At 42.9% G+C, this 20,009-nt stretch carries 18 protein-coding genes, 1 tRNA gene and 1 riboswitch; of the genes, 18 read left to right on the forward strand and 1 reads right to left on the reverse strand.

Features of this window, described 5'->3' with window-relative positions:
• Positions 1–43 precede the first annotated feature (43 nt).
• From guaB to AB5170_RS02770, 4 genes are all read left to right on the forward strand, one after another.
• Positions 44–1,501 carry an IMP dehydrogenase gene (gene guaB, locus AB5170_RS02755; protein ID WP_118579160.1) on the forward strand — a complete coding sequence of 486 codons (1,458 nt, stop codon included), beginning with the start codon at positions 44–46 and terminating at the stop codon, positions 1,499–1,501.
• Positions 1,501–2,274, forward strand: coding sequence for an N-acetylmuramoyl-L-alanine amidase family protein (locus tag AB5170_RS02760; protein ID WP_227198875.1), 774 nt, complete (start codon positions 1,501–1,503; stop codon positions 2,272–2,274). The genes guaB and AB5170_RS02760 overlap by 1 nt, the downstream gene beginning before the upstream one ends.
• A 152-nt stretch (positions 2,275–2,426) precedes the next feature.
• A riboswitch (ZMP/ZTP riboswitch) is annotated at positions 2,427–2,509 on the forward strand.
• Between the two features lie 113 nt (positions 2,510–2,622).
• Positions 2,623–3,336 (forward strand): IMP cyclohydrolase, encoded by a 714-nt coding sequence (locus AB5170_RS02765; RefSeq protein WP_148462774.1) that lies wholly within the window; start codon positions 2,623–2,625, stop codon positions 3,334–3,336.
• 106 nt (positions 3,337–3,442) lie between these two features.
• The gene (locus AB5170_RS02770; RefSeq protein ID WP_148462773.1) at positions 3,443–4,627 is read left to right on the forward strand and encodes a phosphoribosylaminoimidazolecarboxamide formyltransferase; all 1,185 of its coding nucleotides are present in this window, start codon (positions 3,443–3,445) and stop codon (positions 4,625–4,627) included.
• A 347-nt stretch (positions 4,628–4,974) separates the two neighbouring features.
• Here the strand turns inward: AB5170_RS02770 and AB5170_RS02775 are convergent.
• Positions 4,975–5,047 (reverse strand) — tRNA-Gly (locus AB5170_RS02775).
• Positions 5,048–5,290: 243 nt separating this feature from the next.
• Here AB5170_RS02775 and AB5170_RS02780 point away from each other — a divergent pair.
• The 14 genes from AB5170_RS02780 to AB5170_RS02845 all read left to right on the forward strand — a co-directional run bounded on the left by AB5170_RS02780 (position 5,291) and on the right by AB5170_RS02845 (position 19,918).
• Positions 5,291–6,211: a 3D domain-containing protein gene (locus tag AB5170_RS02780; RefSeq protein WP_227198874.1), complete on the forward strand. Its 921-nt coding sequence runs from the start codon at positions 5,291–5,293 to the stop codon at positions 6,209–6,211.
• Positions 6,212–6,384: 173 nt separating this feature from the next.
• On the forward strand, positions 6,385–7,083 hold the full coding sequence (locus AB5170_RS02785; RefSeq protein ID WP_195699912.1) for a CpsD/CapB family tyrosine-protein kinase: 699 nt from the start codon (positions 6,385–6,387) through the stop codon (positions 7,081–7,083).
• Positions 7,084–7,135: 52 nt separating this feature from the next.
• Positions 7,136–7,867 carry a CpsB/CapC family capsule biosynthesis tyrosine phosphatase gene (locus tag AB5170_RS02790; RefSeq protein ID WP_195699911.1) on the forward strand — a complete coding sequence of 244 codons (732 nt, stop codon included), beginning with the start codon at positions 7,136–7,138 and terminating at the stop codon, positions 7,865–7,867.
• A gap of 81 nt (positions 7,868–7,948) precedes the next feature.
• Positions 7,949–8,683, forward strand: a complete 735-nt coding sequence (locus tag AB5170_RS02795; protein ID WP_195699910.1) for a YveK family protein — start codon at positions 7,949–7,951, stop codon at positions 8,681–8,683.
• A 27-nt stretch (positions 8,684–8,710) separates the two neighbouring features.
• Positions 8,711–9,466 carry an immunoglobulin-like domain-containing protein gene (locus AB5170_RS02800; protein ID WP_195699909.1) on the forward strand — a complete coding sequence of 252 codons (756 nt, stop codon included), beginning with the start codon at positions 8,711–8,713 and terminating at the stop codon, positions 9,464–9,466.
• 107 nt (positions 9,467–9,573) lie between these two features.
• Positions 9,574–10,491 carry an LCP family protein gene (locus AB5170_RS02805; protein WP_195699908.1) on the forward strand — a complete coding sequence of 306 codons (918 nt, stop codon included), beginning with the start codon at positions 9,574–9,576 and terminating at the stop codon, positions 10,489–10,491.
• Between the two features lie 175 nt (positions 10,492–10,666).
• Positions 10,667–11,218: a phosphatase PAP2 family protein gene (locus tag AB5170_RS02810; protein WP_195409449.1), complete on the forward strand. Its 552-nt coding sequence runs from the start codon at positions 10,667–10,669 to the stop codon at positions 11,216–11,218.
• Between the two features lie 16 nt (positions 11,219–11,234).
• Complete coding sequence (gene rlmD / locus AB5170_RS02815; protein WP_195699907.1) at positions 11,235–12,392, forward strand: 23S rRNA (uracil(1939)-C(5))-methyltransferase RlmD; 1,158 nt, start codon at positions 11,235–11,237, stop codon at positions 12,390–12,392.
• A gap of 88 nt (positions 12,393–12,480) precedes the next feature.
• On the forward strand, positions 12,481–12,825 hold the full coding sequence (locus tag AB5170_RS02820) for a DUF1622 domain-containing protein (protein WP_173718265.1): 345 nt from the start codon (positions 12,481–12,483) through the stop codon (positions 12,823–12,825).
• A gap of 74 nt (positions 12,826–12,899) precedes the next feature.
• Positions 12,900–13,586, forward strand: a complete 687-nt coding sequence (gene tsaA, locus AB5170_RS02825; protein WP_227198873.1) for a tRNA (N6-threonylcarbamoyladenosine(37)-N6)-methyltransferase TrmO — start codon at positions 12,900–12,902, stop codon at positions 13,584–13,586.
• Between the two features lie 73 nt (positions 13,587–13,659).
• Positions 13,660–14,979 carry an aspartate kinase gene (locus AB5170_RS02830; RefSeq protein WP_118579127.1) on the forward strand — a complete coding sequence of 440 codons (1,320 nt, stop codon included), beginning with the start codon at positions 13,660–13,662 and terminating at the stop codon, positions 14,977–14,979.
• A 354-nt stretch (positions 14,980–15,333) separates the two neighbouring features.
• Positions 15,334–16,683 carry a putative DNA modification/repair radical SAM protein gene (locus AB5170_RS02835; RefSeq protein WP_195983300.1) on the forward strand — a complete coding sequence of 450 codons (1,350 nt, stop codon included), beginning with the start codon at positions 15,334–15,336 and terminating at the stop codon, positions 16,681–16,683.
• Positions 16,680–17,459 (forward strand): TIGR03915 family putative DNA repair protein, encoded by a 780-nt coding sequence (locus tag AB5170_RS02840; protein ID WP_195699905.1) that lies wholly within the window; start codon positions 16,680–16,682, stop codon positions 17,457–17,459. Before AB5170_RS02835 ends, AB5170_RS02840 begins: the two co-directional genes overlap by 4 nt.
• Before the next feature lie 89 nt (positions 17,460–17,548).
• Positions 17,549–19,918, forward strand: coding sequence for an ATP-dependent DNA helicase (locus AB5170_RS02845; protein WP_195983301.1), 2,370 nt, complete (start codon positions 17,549–17,551; stop codon positions 19,916–19,918).
• Positions 19,919–20,009 lie beyond the last annotated feature (91 nt).

Genomic DNA, 20,009 nt, shown 5'->3' on the forward strand with positions numbered 1-20,009 from the left:
AATCTACAAACCAAAGACACAATAAGACAAGGGAGGAAAAGCAATGGGTACTATCATTGGTGAAGGCATTACTTTCGACGACGTCCTTTTAGTTCCGGCGTACTCCAAAGTAATCCCGAATCAAGTTGACGTTTCAACTTACCTTACAAAGAAGATTAAACTGAACATTCCCATGATGAGTGCAGGAATGGACACCGTTACTGAGTACAATATGGCGATTGCCATGGCACGTCAGGGAGGTATCGGTATCATTCACAAGAACATGTCTATCGAGGCGCAGGCAGAAGAGGTGGACAAGGTTAAGCGTTCTGAGAATGGTGTTATCACAGATCCATTTTTCTTATCTCCGGAACATACATTGAAGGATGCCAATGACTTAATGGCGAAATTCCGTATTTCCGGTGTCCCGATCACAGAAGGCAAGAAACTGGTAGGTATTATTACCAACCGTGATCTGAAGTTTGAGACAGATTTCAGCAAGAAGATCAAAGAGTCCATGACATCTGAGGGACTGATCACAGCCAAAGAAGGTATTACACTGGAAGAGGCGAAAGAAATCCTTGCGAAATCCCGTAAAGAGAAATTACCCATTGTAGATGATGATTTTAACTTAAAAGGACTTATCACCATCAAGGATATTGAGAAACAGATCAAATATCCTCTGGCTGCCAAAGATGAACAGGGACGTCTTCTCTGTGGGGCTGCTGTTGGTATTACCGCCAACGTGCTTGCCCGTGTAGACGCACTTGTGAAGGCAAATGTTGATGTCATCGTTGTTGATTCTGCTCATGGTCATTCTGAGAATATCCTCCGTGCTGTACGAGAAATCAAGGCTGCATATCCGGAGCTGCAGGTTATCGCAGGAAACGTTGCCACAGGAGCCGCTACCAAGGCTCTGATCGATGCTGGTGTAGATGCAGTTAAGGTCGGAATCGGACCTGGTTCTATCTGTACCACCCGTGTAGTTGCAGGTATTGGTGTACCGCAGATTACAGCAGTCATGGATTGCTATGAGGTTGCCAAGAGATATGGTATTCCGATTATTGCAGACGGTGGTATCAAATATTCTGGCGATGTTACCAAGGCAATCGCAGCTGGTGCAAACGTTTGTATGATGGGAAGCATGTTCGCCGGATGCGATGAGAGCCCGGGAACTTTCGAGTTATATCAGGGAAGAAAATATAAAGTATACCGTGGAATGGGATCCATTGCAGCTATGGAGAATGGCAGCAAGGACCGTTACTTCCAGGAGAATGCCAAGAAGCTTGTTCCAGAAGGTGTGGAAGGACGTGTTGCATACAAGGGACACCTTGAGGACACTGTATTCCAGCTGATCGGAGGACTTCGCTCCGGTATGGGATACTGTGGAGCTGAGAATATTGAAGCACTGAAACAGAATGGTAAATTCGTGAAGATTTCTGCTGCTTCCCTGAAAGAGTCTCACCCACATGACATTCACATTACAAAAGAAGCACCGAACTACAGTGTGGATGACAAATAATGAAAAGAAAATCTGCAAGGCCGTCTTTTTCAAGGCGGCCTTCTTTTAACAAAAGAGAAAAAACAGATAAGGGTGGCAGGATCCGTCAGAGAAATCAGCGTCTGGCATTACTGGTGCTTCTTTTACTTCTGGTTGTGACAGGAATGGTTCTTCTGATGGTAAGGAATGGACAGAAGCAGGAGGAAAGTGCAGAGACATTCCAGGAAACGAATGATCATACGAATTATGGACCGGAAGAATGGATGTCCCAGGGTGCTCCCTACATAGATGTACAATTATTGACACCAAATGAGTATTCCAGGCCTCAGCTGCCCCTGAATAGAGCAGATTACATAGCAATTCATTATACAGCCAATCCTGGTGCTACAGCCCAGAATAACAGGGATTATTTTGAGAATCTTTCCATTTCCCATGAGGCGAAAGTAAGCAGCCATTTTGTGATAGGTCTGGAGGGTGAAGTGATCCAGTGTATTCCTACCTCGGAGATGTCTTATGCGACTAACTCAAGGAATGTGGACAGTATTTCCATTGAGTGCTGTCATAAAGATGATACCGGCGTTTTTGAACAGGAAACTTATGATTCTGTAGTAAAGCTGGCTGCATGGCTGTGCGCCCGATTTGGGCTGACTTCAGAGCAGGTGATCCGGCATTATGATGTGACAGGCAAGGAATGCCCCAAGTATTATGTGGATCATCCGGATGCCTGGGAGCGGATGAAGGCGGATATCAGTGCACAGATCACAATAGATCAGGGCCTGATGGGGATTTCCTGAGAAGAGAGTACGGATTATATCCATAAATTCGCTCATGCAGGCATTCCGAAGTGCACTGTTGCGAAGGGTGTGAACAGTGGCTACAAAAAAATTGTACATAAAAGAAAAAGATTTCCCATCTTGAAATAACGAAAAAAATATTGTAGTATAAAAAAGAACTGCATGACTGGCGGATCGTGGGAATACCCACAGGGAGTGCAGTAATATCATTGTGTCGACCGCCTGGGCAGCCTGGAAGAGAGGCTTCCCAGGCGTTTTTTTATACACGCAGTCAACATTTATACTATTGATGAAAATCTGGTGGCTGCGGTAATATACTCATGTAAATTTCGAAAGGAGAACATCTGCATGGAAATGATAGCATTGGACAAAGAACTGAAGGAAAATTCTTACCCGGGACGAGGAATCATCATTGGCCGCAGCGCTGATGGAACGAAGGCAGTTACTGCTTACTTTATTATGGGAAGAAGTGAAAACAGCCGAAACCGTGTATTTGTGGAGGATGGCGAGGGAATCCGCACACAGGCATTTGACCCTTCCAAACTGGTAGATCCAAGCCTGATCATTTATGCACCTGTCCGCGTACTTGGAAATAAAACAATCGTGACAAACGGTGACCAGACAGACACTATTTACGAAGGAATGGATCATCAGCTCACTTTCGAGCAGTCTTTACGTTCCAGAGAGTTTGAGCCAGATGCACCAAACTATACACCACGTATTTCCGGAATTATGCATGTGGAGAACGGCTCTTACAGTTATGCAATGTCCATTTTAAAGAGCAATAATGGAGATCCTTCTTCCTGCAACCGTTACACTTTTGCATATCAGAATGCAAAGGCTGGTGAGGGACATTTTATCCATACTTATAAATGTGATGGAAACCCGCTGCCAAGCTTTGAGGGCGAGCCGAAGCTTGTTCAGATTCCGGATAACATGGATGAGTTTGCAGATATGTTGTGGGAGAGCCTGAATGAAGACAATAAGGTTTCACTTTTTGTGAGATACATTGATATCGAGACTGGTAAATATGAATCAAAAATTATCAACAAGAATCACTGAAAATAAAGCTTTCCGTTTTGGGTAAATTATATTCACAAAACGGAATGCCTCACGGAATAGTACCTACTGAATCGTTACCTTAAAAGATAAAATGGAGGAGATAACCATGAAAGAGTTAGAATTAAAATACGGCTGTAACCCAAATCAGAAACCATCTAAAATATACATGGAAGATGGAAGTGAACTGCCAATTAAAGTACTTTCCGGAAAACCTGGATATATTAATTTTCTGGATGCCTTTAACGGCTGGCAGCTGGTGCGTGATCTGAAAAAGGCAACCGGACTTCCTGCAGCTACTTCATTTAAACATGTTTCCCCGGCAGGTGCTTCCATTGGTCTTCCGCTCACAGAGACGCTTGCAAAAATTTACTGGGTAGAGGATATGGACTGGCAGAATTTTTCGCCACTTGCCTGTGCATATGCCCGTGCAAGAGGCGCAGACAGAATGTCTTCCTTCGGTGATTTTATTTCCCTTTCTGATGTATGTGACAAAGACACAGCACTTCTGATCAAGAGAGAAGTTTCCGACGGTGTGATCGCTCCTGGTTATACAGAGGAGGCACTTGAGATTCTGAAACAGAAGAAAAAAGGCAACTACAATGTAATTCAGATCGATCCGGAATATGTACCGGCTCCATTAGAGCATAAGCAGGTGTTCGGCGTTACTTTTGAGCAGGGAAGACAGGAGCTTGCAATTGATGATGAGCTGATTTCTAACATCGTAACTGAAAATAAAGAATTATCTGAGGAAGCAAAGCGTGATATGAAAGTTTCCCTGATCATTCTGAAATACACCCAGTCCAATTCCGTATGCTATGTAAAAGATGGACAGGCAATCGGAGTTGGTGCAGGACAGCAGTCAAGAGTTCACTGTACACGTCTTGCAGGACAGAAAGCAGATAACTGGTTCCTTCGCCAAAGCCCGAAAGTATTGAATCTTCCATTTAAGGAAAGTATTTCAAGAGCTGAGCGCGACAATGCTATCGACGTTTACATTGGTGATGAGTATATGGATGTTCTGGCGGATGGAAACTGGGAAAAGACATTCACAGAGAAACCTGCAGTTTTCACAAAGGAAGAGAAGAGAGCATGGCTGGATCAGATGACAGATGTAACATTAGGATCTGATGCGTTCTTTCCATTCAGCGACAATATTGAGCGAGCTTACAAAAGTGGCGTGAAATATATTGCACAGCCAGGCGGTTCGGTGAGAGATGCAGACGTAATCGATACCTGCAATAAATACAATATAGCAATGGCATTTACCGGAATTAGATTATTCCATCACTAAATCGTAGCTGAAAAATCATTCCTGCAATTGAGACGCACATCTTGCGGAAAGTTTTTTTACATGTTTTAAGAAAAATATTGGATTCTGGACAGAATAATAAAATGAAGTAATAAAAGGTCTTGTACAAAGTGCAAAGAACTGAAAATTCTTATTGGAAGATGAGTCAATAGAGAATCTTCAGATAGAAAAGCAAATTGTACAAGGCTTTTTTGTTTAAAATAAGATGTCCTTTATAAATTATTTCCGAAAGAATAAGCGGGATTTTCTTATGAAGTATACAAAAGACAGTGACCGCTTTGTAAGGCGGATTCAGACACAAAAAAGCTCCGACTAAATCGGAGCTTCAGAGCGATAGACGGGGCTCGAACCCGCGGTCTCGACCTTGGCAAGGTCGCGCGTTACCAACTACGCCACTATCGCATTTATTGCTGTCAACTGTTTTCCTCAGCGACAAAACATATGATACAGTATAAAATCTATTTTGTCAAATGTTTTTTTGAAAAAAATGAAATAATGTTTTTTTTAATGAAAAAATAAAAAAGCTACAATAATAAATGTGAAAAATTTCTAAAAAGCCTGATGGGATTTGAAATAAGAAAATAGCTGTGCTATGATAAACAAAGAGTAGAGGGGAAAATTGAACAGATCAGGAGATATAAATTTATGAAAAAAAGATTTCTGGTTATGGCAGTATGTGTTTCCGCATGTATGCCTGTTTCTGCGCTTGGAGCGGAAATAGCCGGTCCGGCCATTTCAGGTACAGCACAGGAAAATACTGATAATAAAGAAGAAACAGTTTCAGAAGAAGCTATCGAAAAAAAGAATTCCGGGAAAATCGAGGACGAGATTACGGAAGTCCAGGATACTGTCACAGTAGCGGCAGATACAGATGTATTAGATTATCCTGGCAGAAAAGAGGGTTCTGTGATCGGTGAAGTGCTGGAAGAAGATGAAATCAGCCGGACAGGTACTATTGATGATATCTGGAGCAGGATTCTGTTTGAAGATGATAATGGAGAAGAACAGGTGGGATATATTCCAACCTCTGTTTTGGAGGGGTATGAAGATAAGGATCAGGTAACTTCAGATGCAACCTCAGATGGAGCTGTAGAAGCAGGAATTATACATAAAAGTACAGGAGAGGGCGTATTTGCAGAAGCAGTAGAAGGTGTTACACAGACGGGTGGAAATGCAGGTGTTCTTGAAGGACAGCCGATTATGGTTTCCGCAGACAGCAGCCTTCGTCCACTTGGTGTTTTCCATATTACCCATTACTGCCAGTGCAGCATTTGCTGCGGTCCGTGGGCAAACGGAATCACATCCACAGGTGTGACAGCTACCACGAACCGCACTATTGCAGTAGATCCAACTGTAATTCCTTATGGCTCTAAAGTAGTCATCAATGGACAGGTCTATGTGGCCGAAGACTGCGGCGGCGCCATCAAGAACAACCGCATTGATATTTATATGGGAAGTCACGCGGAAGCATTGAACAGCGGTGTATTTGATGTAGAAGTATATCTTTTGGAAGAGGGGTCATCCGTCCAGAATATAGAAGGGATTCAGGAAGAGAACCAAGAATAATATGAAATTTTTGTGAAAAATTGTGCATATTTAGTTCGAAAATGTACTAGCCAATGCGGTACTTCTAGTGTATAATATTTAGGCAGACACTGCCATGACGTGATTTGTGGGAAATTAGAAGGAAAATATGGCAGATTTACAGGATAACAAATAGATAAGGTGAAAACAAAATTATGGTAAAAGTAAAAATTAGCGACTGGAAAGCTGATTCATCCATGGATGAGGCTTATAAGGCACTTCGTACAAACATTCAGTTTTGCGGTGCTGACAAAAAGGTGATTGCATTTACAAGCTGTACCCCGAACGAAGGAAAGAGTAATGTGACTTTCCATCTTGCAGCTTCCCTTGCAGAGAGTGGTAAATCTGTACTTTTGATTGATGCAGATCTTCGTAAATCCGTTCTTATGGGACGTGTACAGGTTGAGGAAGAGGTGAAGGGCCTGACCCACTACCTGTCCAAGCAGGCGAAACTGCAGGACGTTATCTGCGCAACTAATCTCCCCAAGTTTCACATTATTTTTTCAGGCGTTGTACCGCCGAACCCGGCAGAGCTTTTAGGAAGCAGACAGTTTAAAGACATGATCCGTGTTGTAAGAGATGTATATGATTACATTATCGTAGATACACCGCCTCTTGGACGAGTAATCGACTGTGCAGTTGTGGCGGATTCCTGCGATGGAACTGTCATTGTAATCGAATCCGGCAGTATCAGCTACCATTTTGTACAGGAGATCAAGGGTCAGCTGGAGAAGACCAACTGTCCGATCATCGGTGCGATTTTGAACAAGGTAGATACCAAGGAATATGGTAAATACGGTAAGTATGGTAAATATGGCAAATATGGCAAGTACGGAGAATACGGAAAATACTGATTCGGCATTATTCGAGATTGTTATATGAAGAGATTGGAAATGGGCGAAGCGAATGAAAGGTATTTATGATATTCACTGTCATATTGTTCCGGGAGTAGATGATGGAGCGAAGGATCTTAAGACATCTGTACGCATGCTCCAGAAGGAATATGATGACGGTGTCCGCAACATTATTGCCACTCCGCATTTTCGATATGATATGTTTGAGCCGTCTCTGGAACAGGTTAAGAAGCAGTTCCTTCGTGTGAGGAAGGCTGCCGCTGAGATTGGAGAAGACGGTATTCAGATGTATCTGGGCTGCGAGCTTCATTCCAGCATGGATATGACAGACTGTCTGAAAAAAGGGGAAAGACTTACCATGTCAGGTTCCCGTTATGTGTTAACGGAGTTTCGGACTTCAGACGAAAAGTCCTATATCAGGGAACGGGTGCAGGCATTGATCCGGAAGGGCTATTATCCTATTATTGCACACGTAGAACGCTATCATTCGGTAGTAAAAAGCGGTCTGGATTTTATTGATGAACTCAGGGATATGGGGGCCTATATCCAGATGAATGCGGACAGTATTATTGGTGAGGATGGCTTTATGATCAAGCGTTTCTGCAAGAAAGTAATTAAAGAAGAAATGCTGGATTTTGTAGGGTCTGACGGTCATGATCTGGCCAAACGAACACCTCACATTGGCAAATGTTACGACAAAATTGAAAAAATGATGGGAACGGATTACGCAGATATGATTTTTATCAGCAATCCGGAGTGCATTATAAATAACGAGAGATTTTGACTTTTATATATGGGATGTCGTTGAAAACGATGTATCTGTTTTGAAAAAGTAAAGAAAATTACAGGGTAACGGAGAAGAAGAATGGAAAATCAGGTTACAAATAATAACGATGAAATTGAAATCGATTTAGGTGAGATTTTTCACCTGATTCTTAGCAGGCTGGGAGTGATTATTCTTTCCGGTATCATTCTGGGTGTGATTTCCATTATCGGAACAATGCTTTTTATCACTCCACAGTATGAATCTACTACGAAGATCATGGTGCTGAATAAACAGGACAGCAATACACTGACCAGTGCAGATATGCAGACCAGTACACAGCTGACTAAGGACTATGCGGAACTTATTAAGAGCCGTACAGTTCTTGAAGGTGTAATTGCACAGCTGAATCTTAATATTACCTATCAGCAGCTGCTTGGCAAACTGACCGTAGATACTTCTACAGACAGCCGTATTGTAACGATCATAGTATCTGATGAAGATCCATATACAGCAAGTGAGATGGCCAATGCTATCCGCGATATGGCAGCAGAGCACATTCAGTCAGTTATGGATATTGAGGCGGTTAACGTAGTTGACAGCGCAAACATCCCAAATGAAAAAGCCAGCCCAAGTCTTGCGAAGAATGGTGTGATCGGTGGACTTTTAGGTGTTATCATTGCAATGGCGATTGTGATCATCATTTATCTTACAAATGATACGATCAAGGTTGAGGAAGATGTAGAGCGTTATCTTGGACTTTCTGTTCTGGGAAGTATTCCATATTCAGAGAAAGAAAGCAGATCCAAGAAACAGAAATCAAGAAAACGTCGCTGATGAAATTGAGTATAAGGAGCTGCAGATATGCGTAAATGGTTGATTGTTTTAATGGCGGCAGTGGCAATAGGAACGACCGGAATCCTGGGATGGCTGTATATGAGACAGGATCGTAAGGGACCGGAAATTACCATTGCGGAGAGCAAGAAAAACAGCTACACTGCGGATATGACAACGGAAGATCTTCTGGAAGGGGTAAAAGCTGTTGACGACAGAGATGGAGATGTTTCATCCAGCCTGACAGTTGAGAATGTTTATCCAAATGAAAAAGGGGATGAAGTTACAGTTGTTTATGTTGCAAAAGATAACAGTAACAATGTAACAAAGGTAACTTATCATATGACTTCCGAGGGAAATCTTATGGGATTTACTTCAGAAACCAAAACTTCTTCTGACAATACAGATACAGATGCAGATACGGATGAAGACCTGCAGGATGAAAATGAGACTGATTCAGAAGATGAAGAAGAACCAGAAATGACAGAAGAAGAAAAAGCGCAGGAAAGGGAAGAAGAAAAGATTGACCAGCTGAACCCTCAGGATCCGCGTTTTTATCTGAATACTTACTACGTTGAAATTGCCAAGGGAACACAGATTGACAGATTGAGTTATGTCAAAGACATTCAGGACGATAAAGATTCAACAAGTGATCTTTACCGTAAGATTCAGATCACTGGAACTGTTGATGTGAATACTCCGGGTACTTATGAACTGACTTATTATGTTGTTGACTCCAATGGCAATGCTTCAAACGGAGCTGTTCTGACAATTGTAGTAAAATAATGATTACTGTGAACGGAGTGAACAGTAATCATTAGCGACTGCTGGTTATGAAAGAACCGGCAGACAGATTCCTTTTTGACCATGCACATGTACATAGGAGCAAATATATGAGATCTACCATATGGAAGAAGACCCTTATCTGTCTTGGCGCGGTGTTGTTTCTGGAAAGCCCGGCTGTGGGTACAGCGTTTGCATATACAGTAAAGGCAGAGAATACGGATGCCGAAGCTGATGCCAGCAATATCAAGAGTATTTTGCTGATCGGACAGGACAAAAGAGAGGGAGAGTCCCGTCAGCGTTCCGATTCCATGATTCTTGCCACATTGGACAAGGATCAGGGTACTGTAAGCCTGACCTCTTTTATGAGAGATCTTTATGTTGCCATTCCTGGATATTCGACTACTCGTATTAATGCGGCTTACGCATATGGAGGAATGGATCTTTTGGATGAGACTCTGGAAGAAAATTTCGGAGTAAAGATAGACGGAAATGTGGAAGTGGATTTTGAAGTTTTCCAGGTTCTGGTTGACAAGGTTGGAGGAATAGATCTGGAGCTGACTCAGGCGGAAGCAGATTATATCTGCGGACGAGACCAGAGTGTTCTTTATCCTCAGCCCCTTCGAAGTGACTGGAATCTTCAGGAGGGCATGAATCATCTGGATGGAGAACAGGCACTTATCCATGCCCGCAACCGTTCTATTGGAAATTCTGATTATCGAAGAACAGAGCGGCAGCAGGAAGTACTTATGGCTGCCTTTGCAAAGATAAAAGATCTGGGAGTTTTTGAAATTGCAGATCTGGTTAAAGACGTTCTTCCAATGGTTACTACGGATCTTTCTTTGTGGGATATAACAGGATATGCCATGGATGTAATGAATATTGGTACAGATGAAATTGCATCGTACCGGATTCCGGAGGAAGGAGCTTACACACCTCAGACGATTGATGGCATGCAGGTTCTGGTTCCTGATCTTGAGCAGAATCGGCAATATCTTCAGCAGATCCTGTATCACGCAGGTGAATAAGAAAAAAAGAAATTAAGACGGTTCGCACCACACGAACCGTCTTTTACGCTATAATGACAAAGTAAAGCAGCTGTTGAGTTCCTTCGCAGTTACACACTGTCTGCTGAACCGTTATAAAAAACAAATTACAGAAGTATATAGACAGCAATCAGAATTGAAAGCGGGTGGAGGAGAAATGGAATTGCTTGAATGGATACATAATATTGATGCACAGATTCTGCTTTTTATACAACAGTATTTAAGAAGTGATTTGTTTACCTGGCTGTGGAAGGGAATTACCTTTCTGGGAGACGGAGGCTGGTTCTGGATTGTTTTGGGACTGCTCTTTCTTTTTCCTAAAAAGACAAGAAAGGCAGGAGTGACCGCACTTCTGGCACTGGCTATAGGGGCAGTGGTTACGAATTTATGCCTTAAGGATCTGGTAGCGCGTATAAGACCTTATGATTCTGTGGAGGGACTTGTGCCTCTGGTTGCCAGGCTGAAGGACTATTCTTTCCCATCAGGTCATACCTGCGCATCTTTTGCCTGTGCAGGCGTATATTATAAAGCCTTTCCTGGAAAATGGGGAAAAGCAGCCATGGTCCTGGCAGTTCTGATCGCTTTGTCCCGATTGTACGTGGGAGTACACTATCCTACAGATGTGCTGGCTGGAGCCCTTGTAGGCACTTTTAGTGCGTTGGCGGCGCTGAAGCTTGTCAGATATTATGAAGAACGAAAAGCAAAATAAAGATAAGGGAGAATTTATGGAAGAGAAAAAAACACAGACAGTCTGTCCATACGCAAAAAAGTGCGGTGGATGCCAGTATCAGGGGGTGCCTTATTCCGCACAGCTTAAAAAGAAACAAAATCAGGTACAGGGGCTTTTGAAGAAGTTTGGGAATGTGAAGCCGGTAATTGGAATGAAAGATCCTTATTTTTACCGGAATAAAGTTCATGCTGTATTTGACCGTGACAGGAAGGGAAATATTATTTCTGGAATTTATGAGGCTGGTACCCACAGAGTGGTTTCTATTGAACAGTGTCTGATTGAGGATGAGAAGAGTCAGGAAATCATCCGTACTATCCGGGGAATGCTAAAGTCTTTTAAGATCAAAACATATGATGAGGATACCGGATATGGACTTCTGCGCCATGTACTGGTGCGCCGTGGCTTTTCCACAGGTGAGGTAATGGTAGTACTGGTGGTCGCCTCTCCTATTTTTCCATCCAAAAATAACTTTGTGAAGGCATTAAGAAAAGTTCATCCAGAGATCAGTACTGTGGTATTAAATATTAATGACAAAAATACAAGCATGGTTCTTGGCGAGCGGGAAATCGTACTTTATGGTAAGGGATTTATCCGTGATACCCTTTGTGGAAAATCCTTCCGTATTTCGCCGAAATCCTTCTATCAGGTAAATTCAGTGCAGACCGAAATTCTTTATGGAAAAGCTGTGGAATTTGCAGGGCTGACAGGGAAAGAAAAAGTCATTGATGCATATTGTGGAATTGGCACCATCGGTCTGGTAGCTTCTGGTAAGGCAAGAGAAGTGGTCGGAGTGGAACTGAATAAAGATGCAGTCAGGGATGCAAGGATCAATGCAAGAGAGAATAAGGTGGTAAACATATCTTTCCGCCAGGGCGATGCCGGTGAATTTATGGAGGCAATGGCAGAAGCTGGTGAAAAGGCAGATGTGGTATTTATGGATCCTCCCCGCTCAGGCAGCAGCGAGAAATTCCTGAATTCCGTAATAAAACTCTCTCCGAAGAAAATTGTTTACATTTCCTGTAACCCGGAAACACTTGCAAGAGACCTTAATTTCCTTACGAGAAAAAACTATATAGTTAAAGAAATCCAGCCTGTGGAAATGTTCTGTTTTACAGATCACACAGAAGTGGTGACCTGGCTGGAGCAAAAATAAAAAACTGTTGCTGTTTACAGGTTGTGCAGCGATGAAAATACATTCTGCAAGAAAAGGTATCCTGTCAGCAGGAAAAAAGGAGGTACCTATGATGACGACCATAACTGGAATTATGGAGTGGGTTCTGGAGAATATTGCTGGTTTCGCCATTGTAATTTTTGAGTTTATTGGAGTTGCCATTATTATCTGGAGTGGAATTACCGGATTTATCAAATGGCTGAAACATGCCGGAGATACTGGTGTCTATCTGGCGAGGGGACTTGCCATGGGACTGGAATTTAAAATGGGAAGTGAGATTCTTCGTACTGTAGTGGTACGTGAGTGGAAGGAAATCGGAATTGTAGCCGGAATTATTGCTCTTCGTGCAGCTCTTACGTTCCTGCTTCACTGGGAAATCAAGGAGGAAGAAAAAAGCGGCGGACATGAGGAATAGAGGTTCGCTGTTTATAGAGGATATCTGCGGGTTTATAAGAGCACACATAAAGATTGATAAAGGTATAACAAACAATGGAAATGAAAGTAATTGCTCATATCAGAAGTGATTTTCCAACGAAATTTGGAATTCCCCATCAGAGCGGCAGGATACAGGAACTAAAGGCGGATATTATTTTTGAACCGGAATATCGGAACCATGAGGCATTTCGAGGGCTGGAAGAGTATACTCATATCTGGCTGATCTGGGAATTTTCACAGGCTGTTCGCAAGGAGTGGTCTCCTACAGTGCGTCCTCCAAGACTTGGGGGAAATGTCAGAATGGGCGTTTTTGCTACAAGGTCTCCTTTTCGTCCAAATCCCATAGGACTTTCCAGTGTAAGGCTGGAGAGCGTAGAGTTTTCTGAAAAGTATGGACCGGTGCTTCATGTATCAGGAGCGGATCTTATGGACGGAACACCTATTTATGATATAAAGCCTTATCTGGCTTACGTGGACAGCCATCCGGAAGCAGCGGGCGGATTTACCGACCAGATTCAGGATCATAAGCTGAAAGTAGAGTTTCCGGAAAAGCTTTTGAAGAAGATTCCAGAGGAAAAAAGAGAAGCACTTCTGGCTGTGCTTGCAAACGATCCAAGACCTGGGTATCAGAAAGACCCTGAAAGAAAATACGGAATGTCTTTTGGATCCTGGGATATTCAGTTTAAAGTGGATGGAGAACAGCTGCAGGTATTGGAGGTATTTAACACTTTCACGAATTAAATCGAAAAAACCCTTGCAAAAAGTCGAATTTTTTCATAAAATGGAGAAAAAGTTTTTGAGGAGCATAAGGATTATGAGAAAAGTTGTAAAGTTTGGCGGAAGCTCCCTTGCAAATGCGGAGCAGTTTGAAAAAGTCGGAGATATTATCAGAAGTGAAGAGAGCAGACGTTTTGTTGTTCCTTCTGCACCAGGTAAGAGATTTGACGGGGACACGAAGGTAACAGATCTTCTTTACAGCTGTTATGACGCAGCTGCAAATGGCGGTGATTTTGAAAAGGTTTTAGAAGAAATCAAATCTCGTTATTATGAGATTATTAAAGGGCTTGGTCTTGCTCTTTCCATGGAAGAGGATTTCCAGTTGATCAAAGAGAATTTTAAAGCACAGATTGGCAGGGATTACGCCGCTTCCCGTGGAGAATATCTGAATGGTAAAGTAATGGCTGCTTATCTTGGTTATGAATTTGTGGATGCAGCAGAGGTGATCCGTTTTGATAAAAACGGAAATCTGGATTCAGAGAAGACAGACAAACTTCTGAACAAGCGTCTTTCCAAATGTGAGAATGCAGTTGTGCCGGGCTTCTATGGTGCAAAGGACGATGGAACTGTGACCACTTTTTCCAGAGGTGGTTCTGATGTGACTGGTTCTCTGGTTGCCAAGGCAATTAAGGCTGATATGTATGAAAACTGGACTGATGTGTCCGGTTTCCTTGTAACAGACCCGAGAATTGTAAAGAATCCGGCTGTGATTGAGACCATTACATACCGTGAACTTCGTGAGCTTTCCTACATGGGAGCTACTGTTCTTCATGAAGATGCTATTTTCCCTGTAAGAAAAGAGGGAATTCCGATTAATATCCGCAACACCAACCGTCCGGAGGATAAGGGAACTTTTATTGTGGAGAGTACCTGCCGTAAGCCGAAATATACCATAACCGGTATTGCAGGAAAGAAAGGTTTCTGTTCTATCAACATTGAGAAGTCCATGATGAACAGTGAAATCGGATTTGGCAGAAAAGTGCTTCAGGTATTTGAAGACCAGGGAATCAGTTTTGAGCATGTTCCATCCGGTATTGATACCATGACAGTATATGTTCACCAGGATGAGTTTGAAGAAAAGGAGCAGCAGGTAATTGCGGGAATCCATCGCCTGGTTCAGCCGGATTTTGTGGAAATGGAATCTGACCTTGCCCTGATCGCAGTTGTAGGACGTGGAATGAAATCCACCCGCGGTACAGCCGGAAGAATTTTCTCTGCCCTCGCACATGCAAATGTAAACGTCAAGATGATTGACCAGGGCTCCAGTGAGCTGAATATTATTATCGGCGTGGAGAACCGTGATTTTGAAAATGCAGTGAAAGCAATTTATGATATTTTTGTGCTGACTCAGATTTGAAATTGAGTGGATAGGTCGCCTGTCGGCAGCATTCACATATATGAAAATCTGCTCATACATTCAGAACGTCTGGTATTCAGGAATTTGCTGATGTAAGCATGTACCATTTCTGGCTGTCGTCCGGGAGCTTTAATAGTAAAAGAATGAGATAAGAGCCGTAAATCAAAGGGAGTGTTAGAAGTAATCTTTGATTTATGGCTCTTTTTGTATAGAAAAAATTTCGTTCCGTTTTATGATATTGACAAAACAGAACACATGTTCTAAAATAAAACAAGAACAAACGTTCTGAATTTGAGAAGAATAAATAATAAAGAATGCGAAACACAGATTACATAAAAGGAGCTTTGTTACGGGATGATTATTCAGGAATCAATGACATTGAAGCGGAAGCTGGAGATTTTATCGGATGCCGCGAAATATGATGTGGCTTGCACATCCAGCGGTGTGGATCGAAAAGGAGATGGAAAGGGCATGGGAAACAGCATTGCTGCCGGAATCTGTCATAGTTTTGCTCAGGATGGCAGATGTATCAGTCTTTTGAAGATCCTTTATACAAATGAATGTGTATTTGACTGTAAATATTGTATAAACAGAATCTCCAATGATGTGGTGCGTACCAGTTTTACCCCAGAAGAAGTGTGCCGTCTGACTATGGAATTTTACAGGAGGAACTATATTGAAGGACTGTTTTTAAGTTCCGGAGTAAAGGAAAGTCCGGACAGGACTATGGAAGAACTGCTTTGTACAGTAAACCTTCTTCGTAATAAATATCATTTTCAGGGATATATTCATTTGAAAGCCATTCCAGGTGCTGCTCCTGAACTGATCGCCCGGGCTGGGTATCTGGCAGATCGCATGAGCGTGAACCTGGAACTTCCTACTGCAGACGGGCTTAGGAAACTGGCACCGCATAAGAGCAGGCAAACCATTCTTCGCCCCATGAAGCAGATTCAGCAGCAGCGAGATCAGAATAAGGAGGAATTGGTTCTGTACCGCCATGCACCTAAGTTTGTACCAGCCGGTCAAAGTACCCAGATGATCATTGGAGCTATGGGGGAGAGCGATTATCAGATCGTGTCGGTAGCAGAATCTTTGTATAAGAACTTTGCATTAAAAAGAGTTTTTTATTCGGCTTTTGTCGCCGTAAATGAAGATAAGGATCTGCCTATGTCCTTATCAGGTCCGCCTCTTCTTCGAGAACACCGGCTTTATCAGGCAGACTGGCTTATGCGGTTTTATGGTTTTCAGGCTTCAGAGCTGCTTTCGGAGAAACACCCGGATTTTAATCTTCTTCTGGACCCCAAGGCAGACTGGGCAGTGTCACATCTGGAGTTTTTTCCGGTAGAGATCAATCAGGCAGATTATTATGAACTTCTTCGTGTACCGGGAATCGGTTATACCTCTGCCAGAAGAATCATTGGGGCCAGGAGAACCCATTCCCTGGATTTTGCAGATCTGAAGAGGATTGGTGTGGTTCTGAAGCGTGCCTTATATTTTATTACCTGTAATGGCCGCATGATGTACAATACCAGGGTAGAGGAAGCCTATATTACCCGTAATCTTCTATCTGAAGAGAACTGCCGAAGGCGTGGGAATGAAGCTGCATTTCAGCAATTATCCCTCTTTGGAGATGAGATGGGGAGCAGAAGACTGTATACAGGAAATACGAAGAATCATGTGGAGCGAAAGGTGGGAGCTATATGAATCAGGAGAAAAGAATCCTGGTATGTGAGGATTCTATGGAGGGGATTTTTTCTGCTGTCTATGATGGATGGAAAGAGTGTGCAGGCGGCTGTAAAGTGAGCATTCAGACCAGTTTTCCTGTAAATATGGAATTGTTCACTTCTTATCGGGAAATTGTTACGGATCAGAGTAAGGCTGGTAAGGTTATGAGGACGATTCTTATGAGACTGGGAAGTGAAGTTTACGAACAGATTTGTCTGGCGGCAGCTTCGGCAGATGAAGACAGGGGAACTGCCATTTATTATGTGCTGCACCGGGCTTTTGGGGGAGGCAGATGTGAAAAACGTGTGATGGAGGCACTGGCAGATCCATATGTATCCAGAGTTGCGAAACTGGCACTCTGTGTGAAAAGGGAATATCACCACTATTTTGGGTTTGTCCGTTTCAGAGAGATTAGCGGAAGATTTCTGTTGGCGAAGATCCAGCCGGGGAATGATATCCTGTCTCTTATGGCTCTTCATTTTTCCAATCGTTTTCCCAATGAGAACTGGGTAATCTACGATGAGAAGAGGCAGAAGGCGTTGTGCCATGAGAAAGGGAAGGAGTGCGTCATGAGAAAAGGGGTGCGTATACAGGTGCCAGGGAGCGCCGTAGGGGATATGGGAGAGTACGAGGAACTGTGGCAGACATTTTGTGACAGCATATCCATTGAAGCAAGGAGAAATGAGAAACTTCAGAAGCAGATGCTTGCTTTGCATTTTCGGAGTAATATGCCGGAGTTTTCTATGAAAGGATAGGCCGATAAGTAAAATTCGTGTTATAATGCTTACAGATAAGGTATCTTTGTTTGGAAGGCAGCAGACCAGTAAAAGGCGGTAAATTGGAAATGGACAATCCGGTAACACGAATATCAGTAAGAAATCTTGTGGAGTTTATATTGCAGAGTGGTGATCTTGATAACCGAAGAGGTACTATAGACAAAGATGCTATGTTAAAGGGCAGCAGACTGCATCGGAAGCTTCAGAAACAAATGGGCGGAGACTACAGAGCAGAGGTTGCTTTGCGGATGAATTACAGCTATGAGGATCTGGACATTCGGGTGGAAGGGCGTGCAGATGGAATTTTTACAGAAGATGAGATTGTCTGGATCGATGAGATTAAGGGAATATATGGAAATGTGGAACAGATGGAAGAGCCTGTGAAGGTTCATAAGGCTCAGGCTATGTGTTATGGTTATATTTACGGTGTTCAGGAAGGCTTGTCGAAGATTGGAATCCAGATGACATATGCCAACCTGGAGACAGAAGTGGTGAAAAGGTTCCGGGAGGTGCTCTCCATAGAGGAACTGCAAGAATGGTACCAGAAACTTCTGGATGAATATCATAAATGGCTCAGTTATCAGAAAAAATGGAAGGAAGAGAGAAATCATTCTCTTCAGAGCCTGGAATTTCCATTTCCCTACAGAGAAGGTCAGAGAAAGATGGTGAGCAGTGTTTACCATGCAATTGGAGCCAGTCGTCAGATTTTTATTCAGGCACCTACCGGCGTAGGAAAAACCATGTCTACCATATTTCCGGCAGTTCGTGCTGTTGGCGAAGGGAAAGGGGAGACGATCTTTTATCTTACAGCCAAGACTATTACAAGAACAGTGGCTCAGGAAGCTCTTGAGGTGCTGCGGGAAAAGGGAATGAAATACAAAGTGGTGACCATTACAGCCAAGGAGAAGCTGTGTTTTATGGACGAAACCAAGTGTGATCCGGTACATTGTCCTTACGCCAGGGGACATTTTGACAGGGTCAATGACGCTGTCTATGAGCTGTGGACGACGAAGAGCAGATATGACAGGGAGACTATCCGGGAGCAGGCCGAGAAATGGCAGGTGTGTCCTTTTGAAATGTGTCTGGATCTGTCTTTGTGGGTGGACGCTGTAATTTGTGATTATAATTATGTGTTTGACCCTACAGTTCATTTGAAACGTTTTTTCGGGGAAGGTGCAGGTGGAGATTATATCTTTCTCATTGATGAAGCCCATAATCTGGCGGAACGGGGAAGAGAGATGTACAGCGCTTCTATTTGCAGGGAAGATGCTGTTCGGGTTCGAAAAGCTATGAAGGAGAGAGCACCCCGGCTTTACCGCTCCCTTGGAAAGCTGGATAAACAGCTGAAAGAACTGCAGGTGGACTGTGGAAATTACATCGTTCTCCCAGGCACGGGTTCCATAACTATGACGATTTTAAAGGTTCAGGGAGAATTTGATGCTTTTCTGGAAGCACATAAGGATGTGGAACTGGAAGATGAAGTAAGAAAGTTTTATTTTGATATTCGCAATTTTCTGAATATTGCAGAACTGATAGACGAGAACTATGTAGTTTATGCTGAGAATGGAGAAGATGGTCTGTTTCGCCTGAAACTGTTCTGTGTAAATCCGGCAGTGAACCTGGGGGAATATCTGAAGAAAGGCCGCAGTGCCGTATTCTTTTCTGCTACATTGCTGCCCATGAGCTACTACAGAAAATTGCTCAGCAACAGGCAGGACGATTATGGAATCTATGTGGAATCACCGTTTTCACAGAAGAACCGCTGTATTTTAAATGCCGGCGATGTAAGTTCCTTATATAGCCGCAGGGGATATGAGGAATATCACAAAATTGCGGAATATATAGCGAGGACGGTATGGCAGCACAAGGGAAATTATATGGTATTTTTTCCTTCTTACAAAATGTTGGAAGAGGTTTATGCAGTCTACGAAGAAGAATTTTCTGTAAACTGGGTGAAGTGTATCTGTCAGAACAGCTCTATGAAGGAACAGGAAAGAGAAGAGTTTCTTCAGGAATTTGAACAGGATCAGGAGTCACTGGTAGCTTTTTGCATTATGGGCGGTATTTTTTCAGAGGGAATCGATCTGCTGGGAGAAAAACTGATTGGAGCCATTTTAGTGGGAACCGGATTGCCCCAGTTGGGAAATGAGAGGGAAATTCTTCGTTCTTTTTACACAGAAAATGGGGAAAATGGATTTGATTACGCCTATAGGTACCCTGGCATGAATAAGGTTCTGCAGGCTGCTGGAAGAGTAATCCGCACAAGGGAGGATCATGGTGTTATTCTCCTTTTGGATGAACGATTCCGGCAGAGAGAATACAGCAATCTTTTTCCGGTGGAGTGGAATGACAGGAAAACATGTACATTGTCAAATGTGGAAGCACAGCTGCAAAAATTTTGGGAGAGTATTCCAGACAAAATCTCTTGCAAATTGTGACGTACATCCTGCAGAAAGTCTTTTCAAACACATTCCAGAGCCTGTAAAAATGTTATGGCAAACAAAGAGGTTGCATACAAAGCAGAAACAG

This window comes from Ruminococcus sp. RTP21484sp1_RTP21281st1_A8_RTP21281_210402 (assembly GCF_040914025.1).
Classification (GTDB): Bacteria; Bacillota; Clostridia; order Lachnospirales; family Lachnospiraceae; genus Blautia_A; species Blautia_A faecis.

What these genes read in the sequence shown, in the direction of transcription:
- AB5170_RS02760 (WP_227198875.1), top strand. Translation starts at nt 1,501, where the DNA reads ATGAAAAGAAAATCTGCAAGGCCGTCTTTTTCAAGGCGGCCTTCTTTT.
- AB5170_RS02800 (WP_195699909.1), top strand. Translation starts at nt 8,711, where the DNA reads ATGCGTAAATGGTTGATTGTTTTAATGGCGGCAGTGGCAATAGGAACG.
- AB5170_RS02820 (WP_173718265.1), top strand. Translation starts at nt 12,481, where the DNA reads ATGATGACGACCATAACTGGAATTATGGAGTGGGTTCTGGAGAATATT.
- AB5170_RS02770 (WP_148462773.1), top strand. Translation starts at nt 3,443, where the DNA reads ATGAAAGAGTTAGAATTAAAATACGGCTGTAACCCAAATCAGAAACCA.
- AB5170_RS02840 (WP_195699905.1), top strand. Translation starts at nt 16,680, where the DNA reads ATGAATCAGGAGAAAAGAATCCTGGTATGTGAGGATTCTATGGAGGGG.
- rlmD (WP_195699907.1), top strand. Translation starts at nt 11,235, where the DNA reads ATGGAAGAGAAAAAAACACAGACAGTCTGTCCATACGCAAAAAAGTGC.
- AB5170_RS02790 (WP_195699911.1), top strand. Translation starts at nt 7,136, where the DNA reads ATGAAAGGTATTTATGATATTCACTGTCATATTGTTCCGGGAGTAGAT.
- AB5170_RS02780 (WP_227198874.1), top strand. Translation starts at nt 5,291, where the DNA reads ATGAAAAAAAGATTTCTGGTTATGGCAGTATGTGTTTCCGCATGTATG.
- AB5170_RS02830 (WP_118579127.1), top strand. Translation starts at nt 13,660, where the DNA reads ATGAGAAAAGTTGTAAAGTTTGGCGGAAGCTCCCTTGCAAATGCGGAG.
- AB5170_RS02810 (WP_195409449.1), top strand. Translation starts at nt 10,667, where the DNA reads ATGGAATTGCTTGAATGGATACATAATATTGATGCACAGATTCTGCTT.
- tsaA (WP_227198873.1), top strand. Translation starts at nt 12,900, where the DNA reads ATGGAAATGAAAGTAATTGCTCATATCAGAAGTGATTTTCCAACGAAA.
- AB5170_RS02795 (WP_195699910.1), top strand. Translation starts at nt 7,949, where the DNA reads ATGGAAAATCAGGTTACAAATAATAACGATGAAATTGAAATCGATTTA.
- AB5170_RS02805 (WP_195699908.1), top strand. Translation starts at nt 9,574, where the DNA reads ATGAGATCTACCATATGGAAGAAGACCCTTATCTGTCTTGGCGCGGTG.
- AB5170_RS02845 (WP_195983301.1), top strand. Translation starts at nt 17,549, where the DNA reads ATGGACAATCCGGTAACACGAATATCAGTAAGAAATCTTGTGGAGTTT.
- AB5170_RS02785 (WP_195699912.1), top strand. Translation starts at nt 6,385, where the DNA reads ATGGTAAAAGTAAAAATTAGCGACTGGAAAGCTGATTCATCCATGGAT.
- AB5170_RS02835 (WP_195983300.1), top strand. Translation starts at nt 15,334, where the DNA reads ATGATTATTCAGGAATCAATGACATTGAAGCGGAAGCTGGAGATTTTA.
- AB5170_RS02765 (WP_148462774.1), top strand. Translation starts at nt 2,623, where the DNA reads ATGGAAATGATAGCATTGGACAAAGAACTGAAGGAAAATTCTTACCCG.
- guaB (WP_118579160.1), top strand. Translation starts at nt 44, where the DNA reads ATGGGTACTATCATTGGTGAAGGCATTACTTTCGACGACGTCCTTTTA.